We start from the raw sequence: 24,953 nt of genomic DNA on the forward strand, positions 1-24,953 counted from the left end.
GTGCGGTTAACAGCAAGGTCGGGATTGAGTTTAAAACGTAAAATCGTTAAAAAGAACACAGGCTTGTCACACAAAAGCAGGATAAAAATGAACAAACAGCTCGCCCTCTTAACCCTGATGCTCAGCCTCGGAGCCACTATGCCTTCATCAGCCGACACCCCGACGCCTTTCGGTATTGCCATTCACGGTGGCGCCGGAACCATTTCCAAGGCCAAATTGACCGAAGAGCAGGAGCAGGCCTACCGGGACAAACTCGAAGAAGCCGTCAACGCCGGTCATAAGATCCTTGCCAAGGGAGGCGACAGCCTCGATGCCGTGAAAGCCGCTATCAATATTCTTGAAGACAGTCCGCTGTTTAATGCAGGCTACGGCGCGGTTTACACCTTTGACGGCGCCCACGAACTGGATGCGTCCGTGATGGACGGTAAGACCTTGAATGCCGGTGCTGTGGCCGGGGTAAAGCATATTAAAAACCCCATCGACCTGGCGCTGCTGGTAATGAATAAGTCAGACCACGTGATGCTTTCAGGCAGCGGTGCGGAAGAGTTTGCCCTGACCCAGGGGATGGCGCTGGTGCCGGCCAATACCTTTGATACCGATAGCCGTTATCAGCAGCTTTTGGATGCCAAGGCCAAAATCAAGGCGGCCGAAAGTGCTGCCAAAGATTTTCATGCCTCGGCCACCAGTCTGGATCTGGATTACAAGTTCGGCACTGTCGGCGCCGTGGCACTCGATAAAAATGGCAACCTGGCCGCAGGTACATCAACCGGCGGTATGACTGCCAAACGTTTCGGCCGGATTGGCGACTCGCCAGTGATTGGCGCGGGCACCTACGCCGAAAACGGCGTTTGCGCTGTATCGGCCACCGGCCACGGCGAATACTTCATCCGCTACCATGTGGCCGGCGATATCTGTGCCCGTATCAAGTACCAGCAAAAGAACGTAATTCAGGCCGCCGACGAAGTGATCAACCAGCGCCTGCAACAGGCCGGTGGCAGCGGTGGGGTGATTGCCATTGACGCTCAGGGCAATGTGGCTACGCCGTTCAACACCGAAGGCATGTACCGCGCCAGTCGGGTTGGCAAGGACGATCCCGTTATCATGATTTGGCGCGATAAATAAGCAGCGACGAGATAGCTGTGTGTCAGGTAGGCCGCGAGCGCCTGCCTGATGCAGTTTTTAGCGTGGCAGATGCAGTTTTTGGCGGTGCCAATCCCGCACTTTTCACTCGATTGAGGCAATCGATAAGCTTGACAGGCAACCTTTGTTGTTTTTTTCTACACTTGGAAGTGAAACTACTGACAGGGGAATGCCATGGATTCGATTAAAGTCAGGGAGCATATGGACAGGCAAGCCGTATTGCTCAAACCTGATATGACGCTTGCCACTGCGGTCGAGATGTTGCTTCAACATAAAAAGAACGGTGCACCGGTAGTCGATAACGCGCGCCATCTGGTGGGATTTCTGTCCCAGCAGGATTGTTTGGCTGTGATGCTCAAGAGCAGTTATCACTGTGATTTAACCGCCACCGTGGCTGACTGTATGCGTGCCGATGTGCTTTGGGTCAGCCCGGAAGACAGTATGCTGCGCCTCGCCGAGCAGATGACCGGCCCCAAGCCGAAAATCTACCCCGTGGTCGAAAATGGCCAGGTGATAGGCACTATTAACCGCACCAATGTGCTGGCTGCCATGAACACCTACATGCAGCAATGCTATCTCGCCCCCGCCTGAGGCGCATGATTGCGCAAAAAAGCCCCGGCCGCCGGGGCTTTTTTATACCCAAAGCCAACGCTTCTTGTTAGGATCCTGTGTTTTGATTCTCGCTGGGGAAACCGGATTTGAGCGCTGCAGGACACCCTCTCTCCCGTGCCTATTTACAGGAATGTTTTCAAACGGATGTGGTACGCATTCGCCGTGAGCTCAAAGAGCTTGAGCGGCTTGACGATGATGCTGCCCGCACAGAAAAGCGCGAGGCTTTGACGGCCCGTGCCGAGGCCGCACGGGCCAAGGTCACTGAGCGGCTCAATAACCGCCCCACTATCCGCTATCCCGACAATCTGCCGGTGTCACAGAAAAAAGACGACATCGCTGCGGCCATTGCCGCCCATCAGGTGGTAATTGTTGCCGGTGAAACCGGTTCTGGTAAAACCACTCAGTTGCCGAAAATCTGCCTTGAGCTTGGCCGTGGCAGCCGCGGTCTGATTGGTCATACCCAGCCGCGCCGTCTGGCGGCCCGCAGTGTAGCCACCCGGGTAGCAGAAGAGCTGCATAGCCCGCTGGGTGAGGCGGTGGGCTTTAAGGTGCGTTTTGCCGATGCCATCAATGAAAACAGCTATGTGAAGCTGATGACCGACGGTATTTTGCTGGCGGAACTGTCGTCCGATCGCTTTTTGAATCAATACGATACTCTAATTATCGATGAGGCCCACGAGCGCAGCCTCAATATCGACTTTATCCTTGGTTATCTTAAAGAGCTGCTGCCAAGGCGGCCGGACCTCAAGATTATCATCACCTCGGCCACCATAGATGTGGACCGTTTCTCCAAACATTTCAATAACGCCCCTGTGATTGAGGTGTCGGGCCGGACTTACCCGGTGGAGACCCGTTATCGGCCGCTGGTGAAAGACGATGAGCCGGATCTGGATTTGATGGACGGCATCTTTGAAGCCGTTGACGAGCTGGTGACAGAAGGCCCCGGCGATATTCTGATTTTTATGAACGGCGAGCGGGAAATCCGCGACACCGCCGAGCAGCTCGCTAGGCGCAACTACCGCGATACCGAGGTGCTGCCGCTATACGCACGGCTCTCCTACGGCGAGCAGTCCAAGGTGTTTAAGTCCCATACCGGGCGGCGGATTGTACTGGCTACCAACGTGGCCGAAACTTCCCTTACCGTGCCCGGCATTCGCTATGTGATTGACCCGGGCACGGCCCGCATCAGCCGTTACAGCTACCGTACCAAGGTGCAGCGCCTTCCTATCGAGCCTATCAGTCAGGCCAGTGCCAACCAGCGTCAGGGCCGTTGTGGCCGGGTAGGGCCGGGCATTTGTATTCGCCTTTACGCCGAGCAGGACTTTTTATCGCGGCCTGAGTTTACCGACCCCGAAATTCTGCGCACCAACCTGGCGTCGGTGATTTTGCAGATGCTCTCCATCGGCCTGGGTGACATCAAGGGCTTCCCCTTTATTCAGCCCCCCGATGAGCGCCATATCAAAGACGGCTTTTTGCTGCTGGAAGAACTGCAGGCCATCAAGCTGAAAAAAGGCTTGCCGCAGATGACGCCCCTTGGCCGCAAGCTCGCCCATGTGCCGCTGGACCCGCGCCTTGCCCGCATGGTGATTGAGGCCGCGGGCCGAGGCGCCCTGCATGAAGCCCTGGTGGTTACCTCGGCGCTGTCGATTCAGGATCCCCGCGAGCGGCCGCTTGAGAAAAAGCAGGCCGCCGATGAGGCCCACAGCCGCTTTGCCGACAAAGACTCTGACTTTGTTTCTTTGCTGAATCTGTGGAATTACATCAAGGAGCAGCAAAAGGCGCTCTCCGCCAGTCAGTTCCGTAAATTGTGCAAGCAGGAGTACCTTGCGTATCTGCGGGTGCGGGAATGGCAGGATCTTTACACCCAGGTGCGCCAGAGTGTGCATGAGCTGAAACTCAAATTAAACAGCGTGCCCGCCGATTACGACAGCCTGCACCGCTCCCTCTTGTCCGGTCTTTTGAGCCACATCGGCTTTAAAGACAATAACAACGAGTATCTGGGCGCCCGCAATCGCCGTTTTTACGTGTTCCCGGGCTCGCCACTGGCGAAAAAAGGCCCCAAGTGGATAGTGGCGGCGGAGCTGACCGAAACCAGCCGTTTGTTCGCCCGTGGCTGCGCCAAAATCGAGCCGGAATGGCTTGAGGAACTGGCCGCGCATCTGATTAAAAAGCAGCATAACGAGCCGCACTTTGAAGCCAATCAGGGCGCGGTGGTGGCGTTTGAAAATCAGGTGCTTTACGGGCTGACTGTGGTGAATCGCCGCAAGGTGCAGTACGGCCCCATCAATGCCATCGAGGCGCGGGAAATCTTTATCCGCAGTGCCTTGGCAGAAGGGCAACTTAAAACCCGTGAAGCCTTTTTCCTGCATAACCAAAAGCTGCTTGAAGAGGTGGAGGAACTTGAGCACAAGTCCCGCCGCCGCGACATTCTGGTGGACGAGCAGGTGCTGTTCGATTTCTACAACGAGCGCTTGCCGGAAGGCATTTACAACGCGCCCAAGCTCTTCAGTTGGTGGAAAGAAGCCAGACGCAAACAGCCTGAGCTGCTGAATTTCAATGAAGAGATGCTCTACGCCCGCAGTACAGGCCATGTCTCCAGGCTGGACTTCCCTGACAAGTGGCATCAGGGCAACTTAAGCTTTGCGCTGAGTTATCACTTTGAACCGGGCGCAGAGGATGACGGTGTCAGCGTGCACATTCCGGTGGCGCTGCTTAACCAGGTGGAAGACAGCGGTTTTGATTTCCTGGTGCCCGGACTTCGGGAAGAGAAGTGCGTGGCGCTGATTAAATCCTTGCCAAAGGCGCTCAGACGCAACTTCGTGCCGGCGCCGGATTATGCCCGCGCCGCCGTGGAAGCCATGTCCCAGGAGATGCCGCTGCTGGATTCGTTAAGCCACAGATTGCTTCGCATGACCGGCACCCGGGTGTCGGCCGATGACTTCAATACCGATGAGCTGCCAGCGCACCTTAAGATGAATTTCAAGATTGAGGACGACAAAGGCAAGCTTGTGGGTCAGGGGCGTGATTTGGACGCCTTGAAGGCCAGTTTGCAGGGCGTTGTTGCCACGGCCATTCGTCAGTTAGCCAAGTCAGGAATCGAGCAGTCGGGATTGACCGGCTGGACCATAGAGGCGCTGCCGGAGCAATTCCAGCGTCGCAGGGGCAACTATGAGGTGAAAGCCTATCCTGCGCTGGTGGATGAAAAAGACAGTGTGGCGGTGAAGCTCTTTGATGATGAGCACCAGGCCGAAAAGGCCCATGCTCAGGGCGTGCGCCGTTTACTGCTTATTAATATTCCATCGCCAGTCAAACACTTACAGCAGGCATTGCCCAACAAGGCCAAGCTGGCAATGTACTTTAATCCCTTTGGTCAGGTGCAGCTGCTGATTGACGACATCATCGATGCGGCGGTGGCGCAAATTATCGACAGCGATAATCTCAAGGTGCGTGATCAGACCGGGTTTGAGCAGGCCAGGGACAAGGTGCGTGCCAGCCTCAACGAAGTGGCCGAAGGCTTGGCGCTCAAGGTCGAGCAAATCCTGACCTTGCATAACGCCATCAAAAAGCGCCTCAAGGGCAAAATCAGCCTGGATATTGCGTTTGCGATGAGTGATATCCAGACCCAGCTTGACCGCCTGGTATACAAGGGCTTTGTGGCCGATTGTGGCCACGCTCGCCTGGCGGATGTTATTCGCTATCTGAAGGCCATTGAGTACCGGCTTGAAAAACTGCCGGTGGATCCGGTACGCGACAAGCTGCAATTGCTGTCAATTCACAAGGTGGAGCAGGCGCTGGAGGCGCAGCTTGCCAAGGTGCCAAAAAGTCAGCCGGTACCAGCCCATTTGCAGGAGGCTCGCTGGCTGATTGAAGAGCTCAGGGTGTCGCTGTTTGCCCAGGTGCTGGGTACCTCGGTGCCGATTTCGGAAAAGCGGGTACTGCTGCATATAGCGCAGTAACTCTTCTTACCCCTTGGGATTAGCGGGCCGTGATCTGGATCACGGCCCGTTTTTTATGCTTCCTACCTCTTTGTAAATATTTTTCAAAAATCCTTCCTTTTGCTGTGGTCAAACGGTGCTTTTTTGGCCTAGCTTTAGTAGTTGCTGAATAGCTGAAATATGCTTAAGAAGCAGTAAATAATCGAAAAGAGCGCTTGAAATTCATGATCTCGTTTGAAATTGCGGGAAATAGATGATCTGGATCAAGTGGCATTCTGTTTACCGATTTCGGGGTATACAGTTTGTTAACAGTGGGCGCGTATGATCAGACTCGAAAGAAATGCTGCTGTAACTCACTGAACCTACAGTAAAGAGACACGGCACACAGCGGGCATTGCCCGAGGCTAATGGAGGACACATGAGTTCCGATCCCCAAGACAATCAAAAGAGCCTGGAGCTGAAGATTTTTATCTTCCTGACCGTTTTCCTGGCGCCGCTGCTGGCCGTTGGGCTGGTGTCGGCCTATGGCTTCGCCATTTGGCTTGGCCAGATTTTTACCGGCCCACCGGGCGCGGGCTAAACAAAATAATCAGAACAAATTTCTAACCTTTAGTGGAAACGCCAATGAGCAATGAACTTCATGTCACCAGCCTGATTGTCCAGGTGTTACCGGAAAAGATGTCCGAGGTGCGCGGCCAAATCATGGCCATGGCCGGAGCCGAGCTTTCCGTGAACAACGAGGTCAAGTTGGTGGTGGTGCTGGAGGGCAACTCCCAGAAAGACATTTTGGCTGGTATTGAGGCCATCAATGGTCTGCCAGGTGTGATGTCGGCCACCATGGTTTATCACCAGAGTGAAGTGCTGGAAGAGGACGAGCAATGAAAATGAACAGACGTGAATTTATGAAGGCCAATGCGGCAATCGCCGCGGCCGGTGTTGCCGGGCTGGCCTTGCCGGCGACCGCCAGCAATCTTATTACCAGCTCTGAGCAAACCAAGCTTGACTGGAACAAGGCACCTTGCCGTTTCTGCGGTACTGGCTGCTCGGTTATGGTTGCCACCCGCGATGGCCGCGTTGTAGCCACCCACGGCGATGCCAACAGTGAAGTAAACCGCGGCCTCAACTGTATCAAGGGCTACTTCCTCTCCAAGATCATGTACGGCAAAGACCGCCTGCAAACCCCTATGCTGCGTATGACCAACGGTCAGTACGACAAAAATGGCGAATTTACCCCCGTCAGCTGGGACAAAGCCTTCGATGTGATGGCTGAAAAGTGGAAAGCCACCATCAAGGCCAAGGGCCCAACCGCCATCGGTATGTTCGGCTCAGGCCAGTGGACCGTGTGGGAAGGTTACGCAGCCTCCAAGCTGATGAAAGCCGGTTTCGGCTCCAATAACATCGACCCCAACGCCCGTCACTGTATGGCCTCTGCGGTAGTGGGCTTTATGCGCACCTTCGGCATGGACGAGCCCATGGGCTGTTACAACGATATGGAAGCCGCCGACGCCTTTGTGCTGTGGGGCTCCAACATGGCCGAAATGCACCCTATCCTGTGGAGCCGCGTGACCGACCGTCGCCTGAGCGCGCCCCACGTTAAAGTTGCCGTGCTGTCTACCTTCGAGCACCGCTCCTTTGAACTTGCCGACTTGCCTGTGGTCTTCACACCACAAACCGATCTGGCCATTCTCAACTTTATCGCCAACTACATCATCCAAAACGACATGGTGAACCATGACTTCGTTAAGAAGCATGTGAACTTCCGTCAGGGTGTAACTGACATTGGTTACGGTCTGCGTCCGACCCACCCATTGCAGCAAAAGGCGAAAAACGTTGCCACGGCAGGGGATTCGACCCCCATCGATTTCGATGCCTTCAAGGCCTTTGTGTCTGAGTACACACTGGAGAAAACGGCCCAGATGTCCGGCGTTGCCGAAGACAAACTGGAGGAACTTGCCAAGTTGTATGCCGATCCCAACACCAAGGTCACGTCTTTCTGGACCATGGGTGTCAACCAGCATACCCGCGGCGTATGGTGTAACAACCTGATTTACAACATCCACCTGCTGACAGGCAAGATCTCTACTCCCGGTAACAGCCCATTCTCGCTGACCGGCCAGCCTTCGGCCTGTGGTACCGCCCGTGAAGTGGGTACCTTCTCCCACCGTCTGCCTGCAGACATGGTGGTGACCAATCCCAAGCACCGTGCGGTTGCGGAAGGGATCTGGAAAATTCCCGCCGGCATTATTCCGCCCAAGCCTGGTTACCACGCGGTTGAGCAAAACCGCCGCCTTAAAGATGGCGATATCAACGCCTACTGGGTGCAGGTAAACAACAACATGCAGGCTGCGCCCAACATGATGGAAGAAACGCTGCCCGGTTACCGTAACCCAGCCAACTTCATAGTGGTGTCGGATGCTTACCCAACGGTGACCACACAGGCGGCTGACCTTATTCTGCCTACCGCCATGTGGGTTGAGAAAGAGGGCGCCTACGGTAACGCTGAGCGTCGTACCCAGTTCTGGCATCAGCTGGTAAGAGCACCGGGCGAATCACGTTCAGATCTGTGGCAGCTGATGGAGTTCTCCAAGCGCTTTACCACCGATGAAGTCTGGCCAAAAGAGGTGCTGGATGCCAACCCAGCCTACAAAGGCAAGACCCTGTATGAAGTGCTCTACAAAAACGGCAACGTCGACAAGTTCCCGCTGGCGGACCGCGATGCCAAATACGCCAACGATGAAGCCGAACACTTTGGTTTCTACGTGCAAAAGGGCCTGTTTGAAGAGTATGCCACCTTTGGCCGTGGCCACGCCCACGACCTGGCACCATTCGACATGTACCACGAAGCCCACGGCCTGCGCTGGCCTGTGGTGGACGGTAAAGAAACCCTGTGGCGCTACCGTGAAGGCTCAGATCCTTATGTCAAACCCGGCAAGGGCTTTGAGTTCTACGGTAAACCAGATGGCAAGGCGGTGATTTTCGCACTGCCATTCGAACCCGCCGCCGAAGCGCCGGATGAAGAATACGATATGTGGCTGTCTACCGGCCGTGTGCTGGAACACTGGCACTCAGGCTCCATGACTCAGCGTGTGCCCGAGCTGTACCGCGCCTTCCCTGACGCCGTGTGCTTTATGCACCCGGACGATGCCAAGGCCCGTGGTCTGCGGCGTGGCGATGAGGTCAAGGTTGTGTCCCGCCGCGGTGAAATCCTCACCCGCGTTGAGACCCGTGGCCGTAACAAGCCGCCCAAGGGCCTGGTGTTTGTTCCCTGGTTCGACGCCAGTCAGCTCATCAACAAAGTCACTCTGGATGCGACAGATCCCCTGTCCAAACAGACCGACTTCAAGAAGTGTGCTGTCAAAGTGTTGAAGGCTTGAGGAGACAAACCATGAAAACAATGAAAACACTCTCTGCGCTTGCCTTGGTTGCCTTCGCCTGTATGACCAACGCCAGCACAGTGTCTGATGAGAAAATCGCGACCCTGCGTCAGGCACCGCTGAATGTGGAAGTCACGCCGCCTGCGATGCAGAAGGTGATGAACAAAGACATCAAAGAGGCCCGTAACTATCCGATGCAGCCACCGGTCATTCCTCACAAGATTGATGGTTACCAGCTGGATCTGAAGGTGAACAAGTGTATGTCGTGCCACGCCCGTACCCGTACCGGCGAGTCTCAGGCGCCCATGGTGAGCGTGACTCACTACATGGACAGGGATAACAACTTCCTGGCCGAGCTGTCACCACGCCGTTACTTCTGTGTTCAGTGTCACGTGCCGCAGCTTGATGCCAAGCCATTGGTTGACAATGAGTTTATTGACCTTGACCACCTGCTGAAGTCTGAGCAGACCCAGGCCAAACACTAGGAGTCGCTATGTGGGATAAGCTGAAAAAAGTATGGCAAACCCTCAGAAAACCCAGTGTGCATTACAGCCTTGGTTTTCTGACCCTCGGTGGCTTTGTGGCCGGCGTGATCTTCTGGGGGGGCTTTAACACCGCTCTGGAAGCCACCAACCAGGAAGCTTTCTGTATCGGTTGTCACGAAATGGAAAACAACGTCTATGAAGAGCTGAAGACGACTATCCACTTCACCAACCGAAGCGGTGTGCGGGCTACCTGTCCTGACTGCCACGTGCCACATAACTGGACCGATAAGATTGCCCGTAAGATGCAGGCATCCAAAGAAGTGTGGGGCAAGGTGTTCGGCACCATCAACACCCGTGAGAAGTTTGAGGCCAAGCGCCGCGAGCTGGCAGAGCACGAGTGGGCCCGTTTGAAGGCGAACGATTCGCTGGAGTGCCGTAACTGCCACAACTTTGATTATATGGACTTTACCCGCCAGTCACCGAGGGCAGCGCAAATGCACTCCACCTCACTGGCGAACGGCGAAAAGACCTGTATCGACTGTCACAAGGGGATTGCTCACCACCTGCCTGACATGTCCGGCGTCAAAGGCTGGTAAACCGTATCTCTCCGTGTAAGTAAAAAACCGTGGCTCGCCACGGTTTTTTTATGTCTTTCCAAAGCGTTCTATACCGTTGAACATTCATTTGTCAGTGGCTAAGTCAAAGGCTCAGTAATAAATCAATAGCCAGTCGCTCAGTCACCTGCGCCTTCACTGGAGATCTGAGCCAACTCCAGCGTTGCCAACAAAAAGCCCGGCCAATTGGCCGGGCTTTTGTCATTAAGCGTCTTACTTAACGGGCGTTGGTGCTCTCAAAAATCTTGTCAGCGGAAGCCGCTACAAAGCCTGGATACAGGCGGCCATCTTCCTGTGGGAAGCGGCGGGCAAACTCGTAGAAACAGCTTGGTACCATACGTTTGCCGTCGGTGAACTCCACTACGGCTTCGTCGGCCAGCGTTGAAGACTGCTTGAGTTTTACCTCTTCGCTACCTTTGATCTCACCACCAGAGGTGTTGAGCGCAAAACCCGCGGCCTTGAGCGCATCGTTCACAGACGCCAGAGTTTCGTAGTTTTTCAGGGCGTTTACCGATACGGTGAAGTGGTTGGCGCGAAAACCCCACACCGAAACCCAGGCGGCGTACTCGCTTTCTTTGAGCAGGGTTTCGTAGGTGGCCTGGTCGATATTCCAGTGACGGCCGGAGTAGAGGAAGTTATCGGCAGTCACGGCGGCGACATCGATTTGCTCAACCAGCTTGTGCACTGTGGCCTGCAGCTCAGGAGAGCACTTTTCCAACAGCAGCTCAGAGATAAACACCTTGGGCTGAGTGGCGTCGGGATGCTCGAAGTGTTTGGCATAAAGCTTTTTGGTTTCGAAGTGATACTCGCCGCACTCCACATAGCCCAGGGCCAGAAAGTGAGCAGCGAGTTTTTCCAGGTTAATCTTCTCGATATTGAAGGTACGCAGCGCGATATGGTCGTTTTGCACGTCATCCTGCTGTGAAGAGCCAAGCAGAGCGTGGATCTTCTGTGCAGAAGGAGTCACAGACACATAGTCCTGCCAAAGGTTGGAGAAGAGTTCATTAATCTGGGTGTGCATCGTTTTTTATCCTGCTAATGCTAACGTGTGGTACGTGTAGGTCTGGTTTAGTTAAATTAAATCAAATGCTAAGCCCTGGGCTCAGGGTTGCCGGCAGGCTGACGCTGCTGGCTTCCACTGACGACACCGGGTAAGCACAGTAATCGGCTGCATAGTAGGCGCTGGCCCTGTGGTTACCGCTGGCGCCTATGCCACCAAAGGGCGCGGCACTGGAAGCACCTGTGATGGGCTTGTTCCAGTTGATAATGCCGGCGCGAATGCGGCGATAGAAGTGCTCATAATCGGCTTCAGCATCGGCCAGCAACCCGGCTGACAGGCCAAAGGCGGTGTTATTGGCTTCATCTATGGCAGCATCGAAGTCGTTGTAGCGGTAGATTTTAAGCAGCGGGCCAAAGTGTTCTTCGTCCGGCAGGGCGGCAGCCTGGGTGACATCGATAATCCCTGGGGTAACAAAGCCAAGCGCCGGGTCGGGCTGGGTCAGTTCAATCAGGGATACTCCGCCAAGTGCCTGAATATCAGCCTGAGCCTTAACCATGGCGGCCGCGGCCCTGGCACTTATCATGGCGCCGTAGAAGGGCTGCGCGTCGGCGAAGGGCTGACCCACCTTGATGTTGGCAGTGGCTTCGAGCAGTTTGGCCACAATCGCATCGCCGTTGGCGTCATTTTTGATAAACAGGCGCCTTGCACAGGTGCAGCGCTGGCCGCTGGAGATAAAGGCCGACTGGATGATGTCGTGCACTGCAGCATCGATATTGGCCACATTGTTAACGATAAGCGGGTTATTGCCGCCCATTTCCAGTGCCAGAATTTTACCTGGCTGACCTGCGTATTGTTGATGCAGCAAATGGCCGGTGTTTGAGCTGCCGGTAAAGAACAGACCATCGATACCCGGATGGCCCGCCAGCGCCTTGCCGGTTTCCACTTCGCCCTGCAGCAGGTTGATTACACCCGCAGGCAATCCTGCTTTTTGCCAAAGCGTTACGGTAAATTCGGCCACTTTGGGCGTCAGTTCCGAGGGTTTGAACAGCACAGTGTTCCCGGCAATCAGCGCCGGTACTATATGGCCGTTTGGCAGATGACCCGGGAAGTTATAGGGGCCAAATACGGCCACCACGCCGTGGGGCTTATGGCGGATAAAGGCGCGGGCACCCGGCATCGGGTTTTCCACTGTGCCGGTGCGTTCGCTGTGTGCCTTAATGGAAATGGCGATTTTACCTGTCATGGCGGCCACTTCGGTGCGGCTTTCCCACAGCGCCTTACCGGTTTCTTCGGCAATGAGGCGCGCCATGGCTTCGCTGTTTTCGCTAAGCTGCGCGCCAAAGGCTTCAACGATGGCCAAGCGCTCGGCCAGAGGCAGGGCAGACCAGCTGTAAAAGGCGGCGCGGGCAGCCTTAACGGCGGCATCAACCTGCTCGGCGTTGGCGCCATTGGCTGACCAGATAACCTCGCCATTTGCCGGATTAACAGAATGGAAGGTTTTGCCACGGCCTGCTTGCCAGGCACCATCAATAAACTGGCCCTTGGCCTGAATAGCATTGTCGATTACTGAGCTCATTTGGCCCCCTTGTCGAGATTTAAGTAGCGCACCAAATCACCCTCGGTGACATTGAGCACATCGGCCATGGCCGGGCTCATTACAATGCTGTGGGTTTCGGTATCGAGGCGACATTCATCGCTGACGGTGGCGCGAAATTCCTTACTGTCGCAGTTGCACACCGCGAGGTGGAATTCACCTTTTAACTCGGCCGGATTGTGGCTTATCACCACCTTGACCCTGTGACTCTGGCGCACCGACTTGATTTGCTTAAGCTGGGCTTCCACCGTGGGGCCTGCATCGAACAGGTCTACATAGCCGCGATGCATAAAGCCTTCGTTTTCCAAAAGCTTAAGAGCAGGAACTGTATTTTCGTGCACCTGGCCTATGGTATCCCGGGCGGCTTTTGGCAACAGATCCACATAGATGGGGTAGCGCGGCATCAGGTCAGCAATAAAGCCCTTGTTGCCCACGCCAATCAGGTAATCGGCCTTGGAAAATTCCATATTGAAGAAAGTTTCCCGCAGCCAGCCCCAGAAGGGAGGCTGGCCGTCGGCATCGGCGGCGCCGCGCATCTCGGCAATCACCAGCTTGGCGAAGCGCTTGGGGTGCTCGGCCATAAACATAAAGCGCACCTTGGACAGGAAGCGGCCATTAAGGCCCACCCGGTAAGGCTCGCGCAAAAACAGGGTGCAGATTTCGGTCACGCCTGTGTAATCGTTGCCCAGCGTCAGCACTTCCACCGGATTGAAAATATCCAGCTCTTTGCACTGATGCACCACGGTGCTTTTGTGGAAATGATACAGCGGGCTGCCAAGGCCAACCGAGGCCTCGATACCTGAAGCACCAAGGATTTCGCCGGTGTCTGTGTCTTCGAGCACAAACAGATAGCCCTGCTCGCCGGGCGCATCGATATCGGCGCCAAAGCTTGCTTCAGAATGGGCGATTTTCTGGGTCAGTTTTCGCTCGCAAAGGGGCAGGGACGTAAAACCTGCTCCGGATTCCCGCGCCATGGTCATCAGCGCCTGGAAGTCCGAACCCTGTATAGGACGGATAAGTAACATAATTCGGTTCTCTTGGTTTGTGTGGAAGGCGAAAGGGCTAAGTGCCCAATCGCCTGTTCGCACAAGTGCCTAGGGGCTTAACCGGCGTTAAGCCTGGCAACCAATTTGGCGATGGCGGCGTCGAAACGCGCCAGGCCTTCCCGAACGTCTGCCTCAGGAATGATAAGAGAAGGGGCGAAACGTACCACGTTTTGACCGGCCATCAGCAAGAGCACACCTTCTTCGGCGGCGGCCAGCATAAAGTCGCGGGCTTTGCCGGCGTAGTCGGCATTGAGCGCCGCGCCCAAGAGCAGACCCTTGCCACGCACTTCGGTGAAAACCTGGTACTTGTCGTTGATGGCATTGAGACCATCGCGGAACAGCTGCTCACGGGCTTTTACGCCATCCAGCACTTCCGGAGTATTCACTGTGTTGAAGGCCGCCAGACCCACGGCACAGGCCAGTGGGTTGCCGCCGTAGGTACTGCCATGGGTGCCCACCACCAGATGCTTGGCAAGTTCAGTGGTGGTCAGCATGGCGCCGATGGGGAAGCCGCCGCCAAGGGCTTTGGCGGTGGTCAGCACATCCGGTGTCACGCCCAGGCCCATATAGGCATAGAGCTCGCCGGTGCGGCCAACGCCGGTTTGTACTTCATCAAATACCAGCAGCGCATTGTGCTGGTCACACAGCTCGCGCACGCCCTTGATAAATTCTGGGGTTGGATTGATGATGCCGCCTTCGCCCTGCAGCGGCTCCAGTACCACGGCGCAGGTGCGATCGGAAATCAGTGCCTTCACGCTGTCGAGATTATTGTATTCGGCATGGTCGATATCGGCGGGCTTGGGGCCAAAGCCATCGGAGTAGGCTGGCTGACCACCCACGGATACGGTAAACAGGGTGCGGCCATGGAAGCCTTGTTTGAAGGCGATAATCTGCGATTTATCAGCGCCAAACTTGTTCAGTGCCACGCGGCGCACCAGTTTGAGGGCCGCTTCGTTGGCTTCGGCGCCCGAGTTGGCAAAGTACACCTTCTCGGCGAAGGTGTTATCCACCAACTGCTTGGCCAGCATCAGCGCAGGCTCGTTGGTCATGGTGTTGGACAGGTGCCACAGTTTTTGTGCCTGTTCAGTGAGGGCAGACACCAGTGCAGGATGGCAATGGCCCAGGCAGTTAACGGCAATGCCACCGGCAAAATCGATAAACTCGCGGCCTTGCTGATCCCACAGGCGTGACCCCAGGCCCTTTACCGGAATGATAGGGGATGGCGCGTAGTTGGGAACCATCACTTCATCGAATAAACTTCTGTTGATATGCATGCAAAGCCTCTGTTTTTGTATTGTTTTATCGTCGGGCTCAAGGCCCATTCTTTAGTTATCCCTGTATTATATTGAGCAGAAGTTGCAATTTGCAGCAGCGTTATTAACAATATGTTCGGTGATATTTGCAAAATAACGGAATGATTTATCAAAATGATAAGCAAAGAGGACGAGCGGCTGCTGGCGCTGCTGAAAAATAATGCCCGCATCAGCGTATCGGATCTGGCCCGTGCGCTGGATTTATCCCGCTCGACCGTGCAGACCCGCATTGCCCGGCTTGAGCAAACCGGTGTGATAAAAGGCTACGGCGTTGAGCTGGGTGAGGCTTATACCAGCCACCTGGTATCGGCTCATGTGGCAATTAAGGTAAAGCAGAAATTCACCACCAAGACCAATGTAGAATTAAAGAAGATGCACAGGATCAGCGAGTTGTACGCTATCAGCGGCGAGTACGACCTGATTGCCGTGGTGCAGGCGCAGACCACAGAGCAGCTCAGTCACCTGCTGGATGATATTGGTAATCTTGATGGGGTAGAGCGCACCACCTCGTCGGTTATTCTGGAAACCAAGTTCAAGCGCTGATGGCGACTCTGTACCCAGGCGACAGAGCTGTTTAGCTACTGAGTGCGCTGATTCGGCTTGCTATTTAGGCCATTGATTAATGGCGGCGCTTTATCTCATCAATCAGCGCCGTTGCCAGTGGTGTAGCGGCATTGCTTTTTGAGGTAATGAGTACCACTGGAATCTGGTAGCAGTATTTTTCCGGCAAAATCGCTTTAAACAGCCCCTTATTGACCCAGTGGCTGGCGTAGTGCTCCGGCAGGTAACCGATAAACTTGCCCGATAGAATAAGATGGGCAATGCCTTCATCGTGGTAGGCGGTGGCGGTGTTTTGATAGTTGAGGTCGTCGTTACGCATCTCTTTGTCGCGCATATAGTTACTGGTAATAACCTCGGCGTTTTGGAGCAGCGCAGGCACCTTGTCTGGGTTGCAGTCAAACAGTGGATGACCGACACCGCAATACAAGTAGTTGGTTTCGTTGTGCAGTGGGTGGTAATCCAGCCCGCGCAAATGATGACGGCTTACGCCAATTCCCACCAAAGAGCGGCCGTTAACCACAGAGGTTTCCACCTCCCGCGCTTCACACACGTTGATATCAAACTGGATATGGTTGCTTTTGGCTTTGAGCGCCGCAATCACTCCGGCAATGTCACAACGTGGGTCGCTCACCAAAGTATCAATTACCGCAATGCTGACCCGGCCTGCCAGCTCCTGCTTGGCGCTGGCCACAGTGGATGCGAAGGCGTCGCAGTGCTGCAGCAGCTCCAACGATGCCTGATAGGTTACCCGGCCAGACTCTGTCAGTTCAAAGCCGCTGCGGCCGCGCTTACACAGTTTTATGCCGAGGCGCACTTCCAAATCCGACAGGTGTGCACTGATGGTGGAGCGGCCAATATTGAGCCGGGATTCTGCCGCCGACAGGCCGCCGCACTCAACAATGGCCACGAATATCCTCAGCAGCTTTAAATCGACGTCATGAACCTGCACTTATGCCTTCCTGTGGTGGCTGTCTATCGAATGCTGCTCAGTTGAAAACAAACCTGCCAGACAATAGTTCGATAAATCCGGAATGAATTACGGTTATTGTGCATTTATAAAACTTCATCGGCAAGCTAGCATGATGGCAATAGGGGTAAACCAAGGGCTTTACCCACAAATAAAAACGATAAAACAAATTGTTAGGAGCCAAAGATGCGTTTTAGATATGGTGTTGACCATCTCACTCTCGAAACCGTAAACGGCATTGCCAACGGCAGTATTCAGGCCGAGCTGTGCCAGCAAGCCATCGACAAGATCAACGCCAGCCGCCATAACGTGGATGTGATGGCCGCATCCGACAAGGCCATTTATGGCATCAACACCGGTTTTGGCCCTCTGTGCGACACTCAGATCTCTCCGGCCGAAACCCATCTTTTGCAGAAAAACCTGCTGATCACCCATGCGGTGGGCGTGGGCGAACCCATTGCCAAGTCCATCTCCAAGCTGATGCTGATCACCAAGGTACACGCCCTGAGCCAGGGCTTCTCCGGCATTCGCCTGGAAGTGGTTGAGCGCATGCTGGCCTTTATTGCCCTTGATCTTATTCCTGTGGTACCGGAGCAGGGCTCTGTGGGCGCCTCGGGCGATCTGGCGCCGCTGTCGCACCTCTTTTTACCGCTGATTGGCGAAGGTGAGTTCTGGCAGGGCGATAGCATAGTTTCTGCCGCCCAAGCCCTGAAGGCCAATGGCCTTGCACCGCTTGAGCTGCACGCCAAAGAAGGCCTGGCACTGATTAACGGCACCCAGTTTATTTTGTCCCATGCCATTACCGCGCTGACCAAGATGGCGTATCTGCTTGATTTGGCGGATATGGCCGGCGCCATGAGCATTGAAGGCATGCAGGGCAGTCAGTCGCCATTTCGCGCCGAACTGCATGAAATCCGCCCCTTTGCCGGCAATATTGAAGTAGCCGCCCGCATGCGCAAGTTCTTTGCTGGCTCTGAGAACATGGCTTCCCACGAAGATTGCGACCGGGTGCAGGATCCATACTCGCTGCGCTGTATCCCCCAGGTACACGGCGCCTCACGCAATGCCTTCAATCATTTGAAGGAACTGGCCGAAATCGAGATGAACTCGGTCACCGACAACCCGATCGTTATCAGCAGCGAAGAAGCCATTTCCGGTGGCGGTTTCCACGGCCAACCTCTGGCCATGGTTCTGGATTACACCTCCATTGCTGCGGCTGAGCTGGGTAACATCGCCGATCGCCGCTGCTATTTGCTGCTCGAAGGTTTGCACGGTCTGCCTCGCCTTTTAACCACCTCCGGCGGCCTTAACTCCGGCATGATGATCCCCCAGTACGTAACCGCAGCGCTGGTTACCGAAAACAAATCCCTGTGCTTCCCGCCATCGGCCGACAGTGTGCCAACCTCCATGGGCCAGGAAGACCATGTGTCCATGGGCAGTATCTCAGGTCGTAAACTCAATCAGATTTTGGGCAACCTTGAGAAAATCTTCGCCATTGAGCTTATGTATGCCGCCCAGGCCATTGATTTCCGCCGCCCCAACCGCTGCTCGGACATTATTGAGCAAAACCATGCCCTTATTCGCGAGAAAGTGGCCAAGCTTGAAGAAGACAGATTGCTCAAGCCCGATATCGACGCCATCATTGCCCTGGTGAAAGCCCAGGCCTTTATTGTGAACTGAGGGAGGCACCACAGAATGGATACTCAGATGACTTTTCACGCACAAATCCAGCAGGGGATCCCAAGTGAGCTGCCTGCGCCAAAGCCTTATCCGGCGGGGGCCAACCGTGCGCCCAAGCGCAAAGACATCCTCACCCCAGCCGAAAAACAGCTGGCCGTGCGTAACGCGCTGCGCTATTTCCCCGCCGAGTGGCATCAGGAACTGGCGGTAGAGTTTGCCAAAGAACTCAATGACTTTGGCCGTATCTACATGTACCGCTTCAAGCCTTCATACGCCATGAAGGCCCGCGCCATTTCCGACTATCCGGCCAAATGTGAGCAGGCTGCCGCCATCATGCTGATGGTTGACAACAACCTCGACCCAGCCGTAGCCCAGCATCCTGAAGAGCTGATCACCTACGGTGGTAATGGCGCTGTGTTCCAGAACTGGGCCCAATATCGCCTGACCATGAAGTACTTAAGCGAGATGGAAGCGGATCAGACCCTGCACCTGTACTCGGGTCACCCCATGGGGCTGTTCCCATCCTCGGTGGATGCGCCGCGGGTAGTGGTAACCAACGGCATGATGATCCCCAACTATTCCAAGCCCGACGACTGGGAGCGCTTCAATGCGCTGGGTGTAACCCAATACGGCCAGATGACCGCAGGTTCCTTTATGTACATTGGCCCCCAGGGCATTGTGCACGGCACCACCATCACGGTAATGAACGGTTTCCGTAAGGTGCTGGAAAAGTGCGATAGCCCCAAGGGCAAGATTTTCCTGACCGCCGGTCTTGGTGGCATGAGCGGTGCCCAGCCCAAGGCGGGCAACATCGCTGGCTGTATCACAGTGTGCGCCGAGGTGAACCCCAAGGCCGCCACCAAGCGCCACGAGCAGGGCTGGGTGGATGAGCTTATCGACAATATGCCAGCACTGGTTGAGCGGGTTAAACAGGCCCAGGCCAACGAAGAAGTGGTATCCATCGCCTTTATCGGCAACGTGGTAAACGTATGGGAAGCCTTTGACGAGCATGATATTTTTGTTCACCTTGGCTCAGATCAAACCTCGCTGCACAATCCCTGGTCCGGCGGCTACTATCCGGTGGATGTAAGCTTCGATGAGTCCAACCGCCTTATTCGTGAACAGCCTGAGCTATTTAAAGCCAAGGTGCAGGCAACCCTCAAGCGCCACGCCGAGGCCATTAACCGCCATACCGCCAAGGGCACTTACTTCTTCGATTATGGCAACGCCTTCCTGCTTGAAGCTTCCCGCGCTGGCGGCGATGTGATGGCAGCCAATGGCATCGACTTTAAGTATCCATCTTACGTGCAGGATATTCTGGGCCCCATGTGTTTTGACTATGGCTTTGGCCCGTTCCGCTGGGTGTGCACTTCGGGCAACAGTGCCGATCTCGACCGTACCGACGCCATTGCCGCCGAGGTGCTGGAGCGGCTGATGGCCCAGTCGCCGGAAGAAATTCAGCAGCAGATGCAGGACAACATCACCTGGATTAAAGACGCCAAAGAAAACAAGCTGGTGGTGGGTTCACAGGCGCGTATTCTCTATGCCGACGCCGAAGGCCGGATGGAAATCGCCAAGGCCTTTAACGATGCCATCAATCGCGGCGAAATCGGCCCTGTGGTGCTCGGCCGTGACCATCATGACGTGAGCGGCACCGACTCACCGTTCCGCGAAACCTCCAACATCTACGATGGCAGTCGCTTTACCGCCGATATGGCCATTCATAACGTGATTGGCGACAGCTTCCGCGGCGCTACCTGGGTGTCCATCCACAACGGTGGCGGGGTAGGTTGGGGCGAAGTGATCAACGGTGGCTTCGGCATGCTGCTCGATGGCACTGAAGCTGCGGAGCGCCGCTTAAAATCGATGCTGCTGTTCGATGTGAATAACGGCATTGCCCGTCGCAGCTGGGCCCGCAACGAAGAAGCCAATTTCGCCATCAAACGCGAAATGGCTCGTACGCCCAAGCTCAAGGTGACCCTGGCCAATCTGGTAGACGACGACATCATCAACGGCCTTGAGTTTTAAGGCCCTTTGGAGCTGCTGCGCGAGTCAGGCATTAAAGACTGGCTGAACATTGTGCAAGCTAAGTCTCTCAAACAAAAAAACGCCCCCTGTGGGCGTTTTTTGTTGTTCACTTATCTGTTTTATTTGCATTTGATTTGAGTTTGATTGCCATTAGCGGCCTGATGGTGGGAGCCAGGCGAAAGTGCACGCGACTGGATAACAAAGGAATTAACGGGCTGATGCCGCCAGTGCCCCTTGGTGTTCGGACCCTATGCACCAGCACCAAAACCCCTTGTCGACGTAGCATCTGCATTTAATCGTGTATCATCCCCTATATTAACGCTTGCCTAAGGCGTCAAACATTTGCAAAGATGTTGTAATTAAAATGGAATTTCTAAGCAAAGGACGACGCAAACACAGTCTCGCCCCTGCGGTAGCCATGCCAATTACCCAGCTACTGTTTTAATCTATGCACTTACGGCAGTCTATCGAGCGGACTGACGGTGCTGGCATAGTGCTGACCCAGAACGTGGGTATAAATCTGCGTGGTACTTTCTTATTGAAAAGCGTCATCGTTATGACCCAATAACTCCTGCACGGTACGGATATCGTAACCGGCCTGAAGTAAGTGAGTGGCACAAATTCAGCGGGACTGAATTTGAACAGCTCCGCTGGCCCGAAGGGGAAATACAGGGAAGTATTTTATAAATGAATGGCGAAAGGTATGGCAGCTGATTTTCTTACAGAGTCCAATTTTTTGTCCCGCGATAGAGAGCGCCTTTCGCACCAAGCTTTCATGTAAATGGTGACGACACAGTTCACCTGTTACGGGATGTGCACACCGCGTCGTGCTCGGAAATATAAACATCCAAGCAGGGCTGCGAAAAGCACCAGGATATTTGCGCCCAAGTGCATGTGGCAAAGAGGGACCCACCCCAAGCGCATTATCTTTTTGCTGAATGGCAAAACTGCTGGATATCCGCAACTGCAGCCATGGAATACAGGATGCCGCGAGCAAGGTTTGCCGGTCTTTATTGCCTTTGCCGTCGCGCACAGTGACACATAGTCTGTCCAGATCCACATCCTGGATCCGCAAGCGCAGACACTCGGAAACACGTAAGCCACTGCTGTAAAGCATTTGAACAATCTGAGATGCTGCACCATCAAGTTGTGCAATAATTTTCGCGACTTGCACTGCCGACAGCACCACAGGCAAATGCCGTTGCTTAGTCGCCAGCGAAAAGCCGAGGTCACCCAGCTCGATACGCAAAAACTTTTGGTATAAGAACGCCAAAGCGTTCAGCGCCACTTTTTGCGTATTAATTGCAACATGGCGTTCAACCGCAAGATAAGTTAAAAATGCCGCGATCTCTTCTTTGCCAAGGGTTTCCGGATGGCGTTTATGGTTAAAGAGAATGTAGCGCTTGATCCAATGCAGATAAGCATGTTCAGTACGTAAGCTATATCCGCGTAGACGCATATCATCACTGACAGCGCGAAGAAAGGGACTCTTACTCATGGCGATCTCCAAGTGCTGTATATAAATACAGTATTATCGAGATTTTGGCGATTTCAAGTCAGAATTGATCCGATAAGCAGTTGGGTTATCCAACCATTAAAAATAATATTGCTATGTAAATCATTGGGTTATATCTCAATTGTCGCGAGATAATGTGCCAGCATCCAGGGAGATAACGAGAATGCTCATTTTCATCGTAAATTTATCTGGACAAAATGACGTAACTTAATAATTATTAAGAAAATTCACATGCTCGCTTTACACTGGTCAGAGGTAATAAATGAGCATTCTCATTATTAAAATGTTATATGCCGAGGAGTAACGATTCGATGTCAGGTTACAAATTTGCAGGTTACGATTTTTGTGGTGGTTATGATGATGGGAGTACCATATTTATATTTGTTGACCCAGAAGATGAATCAAAAGGGTTTACTTTATCTTTGAGGGATCACGAAGGATTTGATGATCATGATGAGCTACTATACGAAGATGAAGGTCAAATTCCAGAAGAGTTAAAAAGTTTAGTTTTATCAGAACTTAATCAAGCATTAGCTGAGAATAAAGATGACAATGAGGTGTGTAAAACTGTTAGTCGTTGCATTACAGCTATTGGCATATAACAAGTTGCTCAAGTTTACTCCGCCAGCCGAGGCTGGCTCCGTGGGACTGGCGCGTCGCGCCAGCCTCTTAACAAAGCGTTATATGAGCAGTTCATACATGGAGGCCGGACTCTGAACAGATTTAGGGATCACCTGAGGTACTTTCTAATAAGTTACTTCTCAAAACATATCTGCCCAGATCGTTTCTCGCTCACCTCCGACGAGGCCAAAAAGAATGACTTCTATGAAGTCAGAATCTACATTCCTGATGCAACAAATGAAGAAATAAAGAAAATCCCCAAGAAAAACAGAGGGGCGTTAAGAGTAAAATTTGAGTTTCTGCCAAATAAAAATGCAGCGCGTTGGGGCGGAATTCTTGCTGGTAGAAAGAAATCTAGAGAAGACGCAGAATTTTCGGAGTGCCTATTATCTAAGGAGTACCTGAGATACTCCAGAATTGACGTCAATTATTATTTTGGCCACTGGAATTTTCGCGATCAGGATTGCTCAATAAGTACACTAGTAAAATTATTCTTGCTAAGGAAAATCCGCGCCGCATACATTTCAATACTAAAACATAAAATTCAGAAGGCAATTAGACAGAAAATAATTTTCAGGAAACTACAAACCCCACTTAGAAGTAAATTTGAAATTTACGAAACCTTAATGAACGATGATAAATTCCTACGCACAGGCACGTTCAGAAAAAGTGAATTATCTAAATCGCTATTTGGCAAGCACTACATAATCGATTACCAGATTTATCAAAAAGTATCACAGTCATTAGACTGGATTCTTGAGTCATGCGCAGAAGACAAAGAAATACAAAAAATCTCTCACGCAAACGACCAAGACCCTTTGTACAAAATCAAAGGCAAAGGAGTCCATTACTTTACAATCACTAAAGAAAGTATAAAAAACAATGATTCTAATCGTGCAATACAAGAACAGCAGGTAAAAATACAGAAGAAAATGTCCTGGCTCACCTTGCTTCTCGTAATAGGAACCTTTATTTCTGTAATTGATAAAATTGAACCTATAACTAAAATCATCAAACAAGTCAAAGAGCAAGGTTTACTTTACCTCCATGAACTCATGCGCATGCTCATATAACAACTGGTTCAAACCGTTCGCTTCGCTCTCTGGGACGGGCTAAAGCCCGCCCCTTAACCAAATGTTAGCACCCAGAGAGTTGGATATATAGGAGTACATAAATGTTGGAAAAAATATGCTCTTTAGTAGAAGAGCAGTATTTCTCATCTGGAGATTTTAACGGCTACCCGGTGTATAAGTTGATATCTGAGCTAAATGTGAATGCAGATGATATGAAGTCGATTATTCGAGATGGTATTGTAAAAGAAATTCTGACTGTAGAGATTTATGCAAACACTCATATAAAAGCATTTTCGGATGTACCAAAAGAAAAAATGCTCGAGTGTTTTGACTCCGAAGAATTTCCTGCAAATATGTGTCTATATAATCACCCCAATAAATTGTCAGAAAGTGAGCATATTACTAAGTTTGCTGAATCACCATATCAACTAGAATTAGCGAAAGGTAAGGGTCAATTAGATTATATGACTTTCGATCTTTCCGTTCTTGAATTTTATCGAAATGACCCTAGGTATACTTATCAAACCGATTTTATTCATGGTTCAATCTGCATAACAGATGAATATTTCGAGTCATCATCTGTACCTGAAAAAGACCAAATTATTCTGAAAACATTTGGCTTTGCATATGACGATGAACTAAATAGATATGTTGCTGTTTTTGCGAGGTATTTGGCTAATTTATCTCCTGAGCACCAGCAAATTTGGAAAGCAAAGGAGATTAGTGGAAACATCAAACTACACCCTGATTACTATGCGAGCAGTATACTTGGTTCTTGGGGTACCAAAATGTCAATTTTTGAGGCGTTTGTTCAAGAGCTTGAGTTAATAAATAAAATGAGCCAACTAATGGGTAAACCGCATCTATTTCACAATAGCTTTGTTTATGATCGTCCAAAAGAGTTTGGCTTCTTGTTGAGGCCTACAGTTTCTGAATTTAATTCGTTTATGCTCCTATTAGATAAAATGATGTCCGACAACATAAACAAAAAATTCTTTGAAAATGACGTTGAAGTTGAGTCTGAAGAAGAGAGAAGTGACGGTAAAGTGGTTATCAGGCCAAAAGGAACTATACAAATACTGGCTGCTTGGATCGATAAGTTTTACCAAACACCAGATCCCAAGCATGTCGATAACATGCTTGCAGCCTTCCGAAAGGTTAGAAAACTGAGGCAGAAACCCGCGCATAAAGTGAACATTGACTCGTTTGACCAGAAGTTATTCAAAGAGCAACGTAAGATTATAATCAAGGCGTATGATGCAGTTAGAACTTTAAGGCTGATGTTATCAAACCACCCTGCTGTAAGAGTTAACCCTCCTGAAATTAGCGATAGATTGTATAAAGGAGATATATGGGATATTTAGGTTCAGGGTGCTAACAAAGCATTTAAGAGT

General features: G+C 52.6%; 19 protein-coding genes and 1 pseudogene. 14 read left to right on the forward strand and 6 right to left on the reverse strand.

Translation table 11 applies throughout. The features are described from left to right. Positions 1-87 precede the first annotated feature (87 nt). The 8 genes from STH12_RS06365 (at position 88) to STH12_RS06400 (ending at position 10,142) form a co-directional block, all read left to right on the forward strand. Positions 88-1,122, forward strand: coding sequence for an isoaspartyl peptidase/L-asparaginase family protein (locus STH12_RS06365; RefSeq protein WP_126166776.1), 1,035 nt, complete (start codon positions 88-90; stop codon positions 1,120-1,122). A gap of 192 nt (positions 1,123-1,314) precedes the next feature. Continuing rightward, on the forward strand, positions 1,315-1,731 hold the full coding sequence (locus STH12_RS06370) for a CBS domain-containing protein (RefSeq protein WP_126166777.1): 417 nt from the start codon (positions 1,315-1,317) through the stop codon (positions 1,729-1,731). A 107-nt stretch (positions 1,732-1,838) separates the two neighbouring features. Next, positions 1,839-5,708, forward strand: a complete 3,870-nt coding sequence (gene hrpA, locus STH12_RS06375; protein WP_126166778.1) for an ATP-dependent RNA helicase HrpA — start codon at positions 1,839-1,841, stop codon at positions 5,706-5,708. A 397-nt stretch (positions 5,709-6,105) separates the two neighbouring features. Next, positions 6,106-6,267 (forward strand): periplasmic nitrate reductase, NapE protein, encoded by a 162-nt coding sequence (locus STH12_RS06380; protein WP_126166779.1) that lies wholly within the window; start codon positions 6,106-6,108, stop codon positions 6,265-6,267. Between the two features lie 44 nt (positions 6,268-6,311). Beyond that, positions 6,312-6,569: a chaperone NapD gene (locus STH12_RS06385; RefSeq protein WP_126166780.1), complete on the forward strand. Its 258-nt coding sequence runs from the start codon at positions 6,312-6,314 to the stop codon at positions 6,567-6,569. Positions 6,570-6,571: 2 nt separating this feature from the next. Further along, positions 6,572-9,061 (forward strand): nitrate reductase catalytic subunit NapA, encoded by a 2,490-nt coding sequence (napA, locus tag STH12_RS06390; RefSeq protein ID WP_126169440.1) that lies wholly within the window; start codon positions 6,572-6,574, stop codon positions 9,059-9,061. A gap of 11 nt (positions 9,062-9,072) precedes the next feature. Continuing rightward, positions 9,073-9,546 carry a nitrate reductase cytochrome c-type subunit gene (locus STH12_RS06395; RefSeq protein ID WP_126166781.1) on the forward strand — a complete coding sequence of 158 codons (474 nt, stop codon included), beginning with the start codon at positions 9,073-9,075 and terminating at the stop codon, positions 9,544-9,546. An 8-nt stretch (positions 9,547-9,554) separates the two neighbouring features. Further along, the gene (locus STH12_RS06400; protein ID WP_126166782.1) at positions 9,555-10,142 is read left to right on the forward strand and encodes a cytochrome c3 family protein; all 588 of its coding nucleotides are present in this window, start codon (positions 9,555-9,557) and stop codon (positions 10,140-10,142) included. A 235-nt stretch (positions 10,143-10,377) separates the two neighbouring features. Here the strand turns inward: STH12_RS06400 and STH12_RS06405 are convergent, their stop codons facing one another. The 4 genes from STH12_RS06405 to STH12_RS06420 all read right to left on the reverse strand — a co-directional run bounded on the left by STH12_RS06405 (position 10,378) and on the right by STH12_RS06420 (position 15,074). Further along, a complete protein-coding gene (locus STH12_RS06405) occupies positions 10,378-11,181 on the reverse strand; it encodes a DUF1338 domain-containing protein (RefSeq protein ID WP_126166783.1) in 804 nt (267 codons plus the stop codon). Between the two features lie 61 nt (positions 11,182-11,242). Next, a complete protein-coding gene (gene astD / locus STH12_RS06410; protein ID WP_126166784.1) occupies positions 11,243-12,736 on the reverse strand; it encodes a succinylglutamate-semialdehyde dehydrogenase in 1,494 nt (497 codons plus the stop codon). After that, positions 12,733-13,779: an arginine N-succinyltransferase gene (astA, locus tag STH12_RS06415; RefSeq protein ID WP_126166785.1), complete on the reverse strand. Its 1,047-nt coding sequence runs from the start codon at positions 13,777-13,779 to the stop codon at positions 12,733-12,735. Before astA ends, astD begins: the two co-directional genes overlap by 4 nt. A 77-nt stretch (positions 13,780-13,856) precedes the next feature. After that, the gene (locus STH12_RS06420; protein WP_126166786.1) at positions 13,857-15,074 is read right to left on the reverse strand and encodes an aspartate aminotransferase family protein; all 1,218 of its coding nucleotides are present in this window, start codon (positions 15,072-15,074) and stop codon (positions 13,857-13,859) included. 153 nt (positions 15,075-15,227) lie between these two features. Between STH12_RS06420 and STH12_RS06425 the strand changes: the two genes are divergently transcribed. Further along, complete coding sequence (locus STH12_RS06425; protein WP_126166787.1) at positions 15,228-15,656, forward strand: Lrp/AsnC family transcriptional regulator; 429 nt, start codon at positions 15,228-15,230, stop codon at positions 15,654-15,656. A 76-nt stretch (positions 15,657-15,732) separates the two neighbouring features. On the opposite strand, the gene STH12_RS06430 is transcribed toward STH12_RS06425, so the two are convergent. Beyond that, the gene (locus STH12_RS06430; RefSeq protein ID WP_126166788.1) at positions 15,733-16,623 is read right to left on the reverse strand and encodes a LysR family transcriptional regulator; all 891 of its coding nucleotides are present in this window, start codon (positions 16,621-16,623) and stop codon (positions 15,733-15,735) included. 204 nt (positions 16,624-16,827) lie between these two features. Between STH12_RS06430 and hutH the strand changes: the two genes are divergently transcribed. Together hutH and STH12_RS06440 are read left to right on the forward strand one after the other, a co-directional pair. Next, positions 16,828-18,321 (forward strand): histidine ammonia-lyase, encoded by a 1,494-nt coding sequence (gene hutH / locus STH12_RS06435; RefSeq protein ID WP_126166789.1) that lies wholly within the window; start codon positions 16,828-16,830, stop codon positions 18,319-18,321. 27 nt (positions 18,322-18,348) lie between these two features. Further along, complete coding sequence (locus STH12_RS06440) at positions 18,349-20,349, forward strand: urocanate hydratase (protein ID WP_237158768.1); 2,001 nt, start codon at positions 18,349-18,351, stop codon at positions 20,347-20,349. Between the two features lie 454 nt (positions 20,350-20,803). Here STH12_RS06440 and STH12_RS06445 read toward each other — a convergent pair. Beyond that, positions 20,804-21,847 (reverse strand): annotated as a pseudogene (locus tag STH12_RS06445) (integron integrase). A 329-nt stretch (positions 21,848-22,176) separates the two neighbouring features. Between STH12_RS06445 and STH12_RS06450 the strand changes: the two are divergent. The 3 genes from STH12_RS06450 to STH12_RS06460 all read left to right on the forward strand — a co-directional run bounded on the left by STH12_RS06450 (position 22,177) and on the right by STH12_RS06460 (position 24,923). After that, on the forward strand, positions 22,177-22,467 hold the full coding sequence (locus STH12_RS06450; protein WP_126166791.1) for a hypothetical protein: 291 nt from the start codon (positions 22,177-22,179) through the stop codon (positions 22,465-22,467). 645 nt (positions 22,468-23,112) lie between these two features. Continuing rightward, positions 23,113-23,559 carry a hypothetical protein gene (locus STH12_RS06455; RefSeq protein WP_126166792.1) on the forward strand — a complete coding sequence of 149 codons (447 nt, stop codon included), beginning with the start codon at positions 23,113-23,115 and terminating at the stop codon, positions 23,557-23,559. A gap of 101 nt (positions 23,560-23,660) precedes the next feature. Then, positions 23,661-24,923 (forward strand): AAA family ATPase, encoded by a 1,263-nt coding sequence (locus tag STH12_RS06460; RefSeq protein WP_126166793.1) that lies wholly within the window; start codon positions 23,661-23,663, stop codon positions 24,921-24,923. Positions 24,924-24,953: the final 30 nt, after the last annotated feature.

This window comes from Shewanella khirikhana, assembly GCF_003957745.1.
GTDB lineage: Bacteria > Pseudomonadota > Gammaproteobacteria > Enterobacterales > Shewanellaceae > Shewanella > Shewanella khirikhana.

Bases quoted from the DNA above. Each gene is read 5' to 3' on its own strand.
- astD (WP_126166784.1), bottom strand. From the start codon at position 12,736: ATGAGCTCAGTAATCGACAATGCTATTCAGGCCAAGGGCCAGTTTATT.
- STH12_RS06395 (WP_126166781.1), top strand. From the start codon at position 9,073: ATGAAAACAATGAAAACACTCTCTGCGCTTGCCTTGGTTGCCTTCGCC.
- STH12_RS06450 (WP_126166791.1), top strand. From the start codon at position 22,177: ATGTCAGGTTACAAATTTGCAGGTTACGATTTTTGTGGTGGTTATGAT.
- astA (WP_126166785.1), bottom strand. From the start codon at position 13,779: ATGTTACTTATCCGTCCTATACAGGGTTCGGACTTCCAGGCGCTGATG.
- STH12_RS06405 (WP_126166783.1), bottom strand. From the start codon at position 11,181: ATGCACACCCAGATTAATGAACTCTTCTCCAACCTTTGGCAGGACTAT.
- hutH (WP_126166789.1), top strand. From the start codon at position 16,828: ATGCGTTTTAGATATGGTGTTGACCATCTCACTCTCGAAACCGTAAAC.
- STH12_RS06380 (WP_126166779.1), top strand. From the start codon at position 6,106: ATGAGTTCCGATCCCCAAGACAATCAAAAGAGCCTGGAGCTGAAGATT.
- STH12_RS06425 (WP_126166787.1), top strand. From the start codon at position 15,228: ATGATAAGCAAAGAGGACGAGCGGCTGCTGGCGCTGCTGAAAAATAAT.
- STH12_RS06455 (WP_126166792.1), top strand. From the start codon at position 23,113: ATGAACGATGATAAATTCCTACGCACAGGCACGTTCAGAAAAAGTGAA.
- STH12_RS06370 (WP_126166777.1), top strand. From the start codon at position 1,315: ATGGATTCGATTAAAGTCAGGGAGCATATGGACAGGCAAGCCGTATTG.
- STH12_RS06440 (WP_237158768.1), top strand. From the start codon at position 18,349: ATGACTTTTCACGCACAAATCCAGCAGGGGATCCCAAGTGAGCTGCCT.
- STH12_RS06400 (WP_126166782.1), top strand. From the start codon at position 9,555: ATGTGGGATAAGCTGAAAAAAGTATGGCAAACCCTCAGAAAACCCAGT.
- STH12_RS06385 (WP_126166780.1), top strand. From the start codon at position 6,312: ATGAGCAATGAACTTCATGTCACCAGCCTGATTGTCCAGGTGTTACCG.
- napA (WP_126169440.1), top strand. From the start codon at position 6,572: ATGAACAGACGTGAATTTATGAAGGCCAATGCGGCAATCGCCGCGGCC.
- STH12_RS06460 (WP_126166793.1), top strand. From the start codon at position 23,661: ATGTTGGAAAAAATATGCTCTTTAGTAGAAGAGCAGTATTTCTCATCT.
- STH12_RS06420 (WP_126166786.1), bottom strand. From the start codon at position 15,074: ATGCATATCAACAGAAGTTTATTCGATGAAGTGATGGTTCCCAACTAC.
- STH12_RS06365 (WP_126166776.1), top strand. From the start codon at position 88: ATGAACAAACAGCTCGCCCTCTTAACCCTGATGCTCAGCCTCGGAGCC.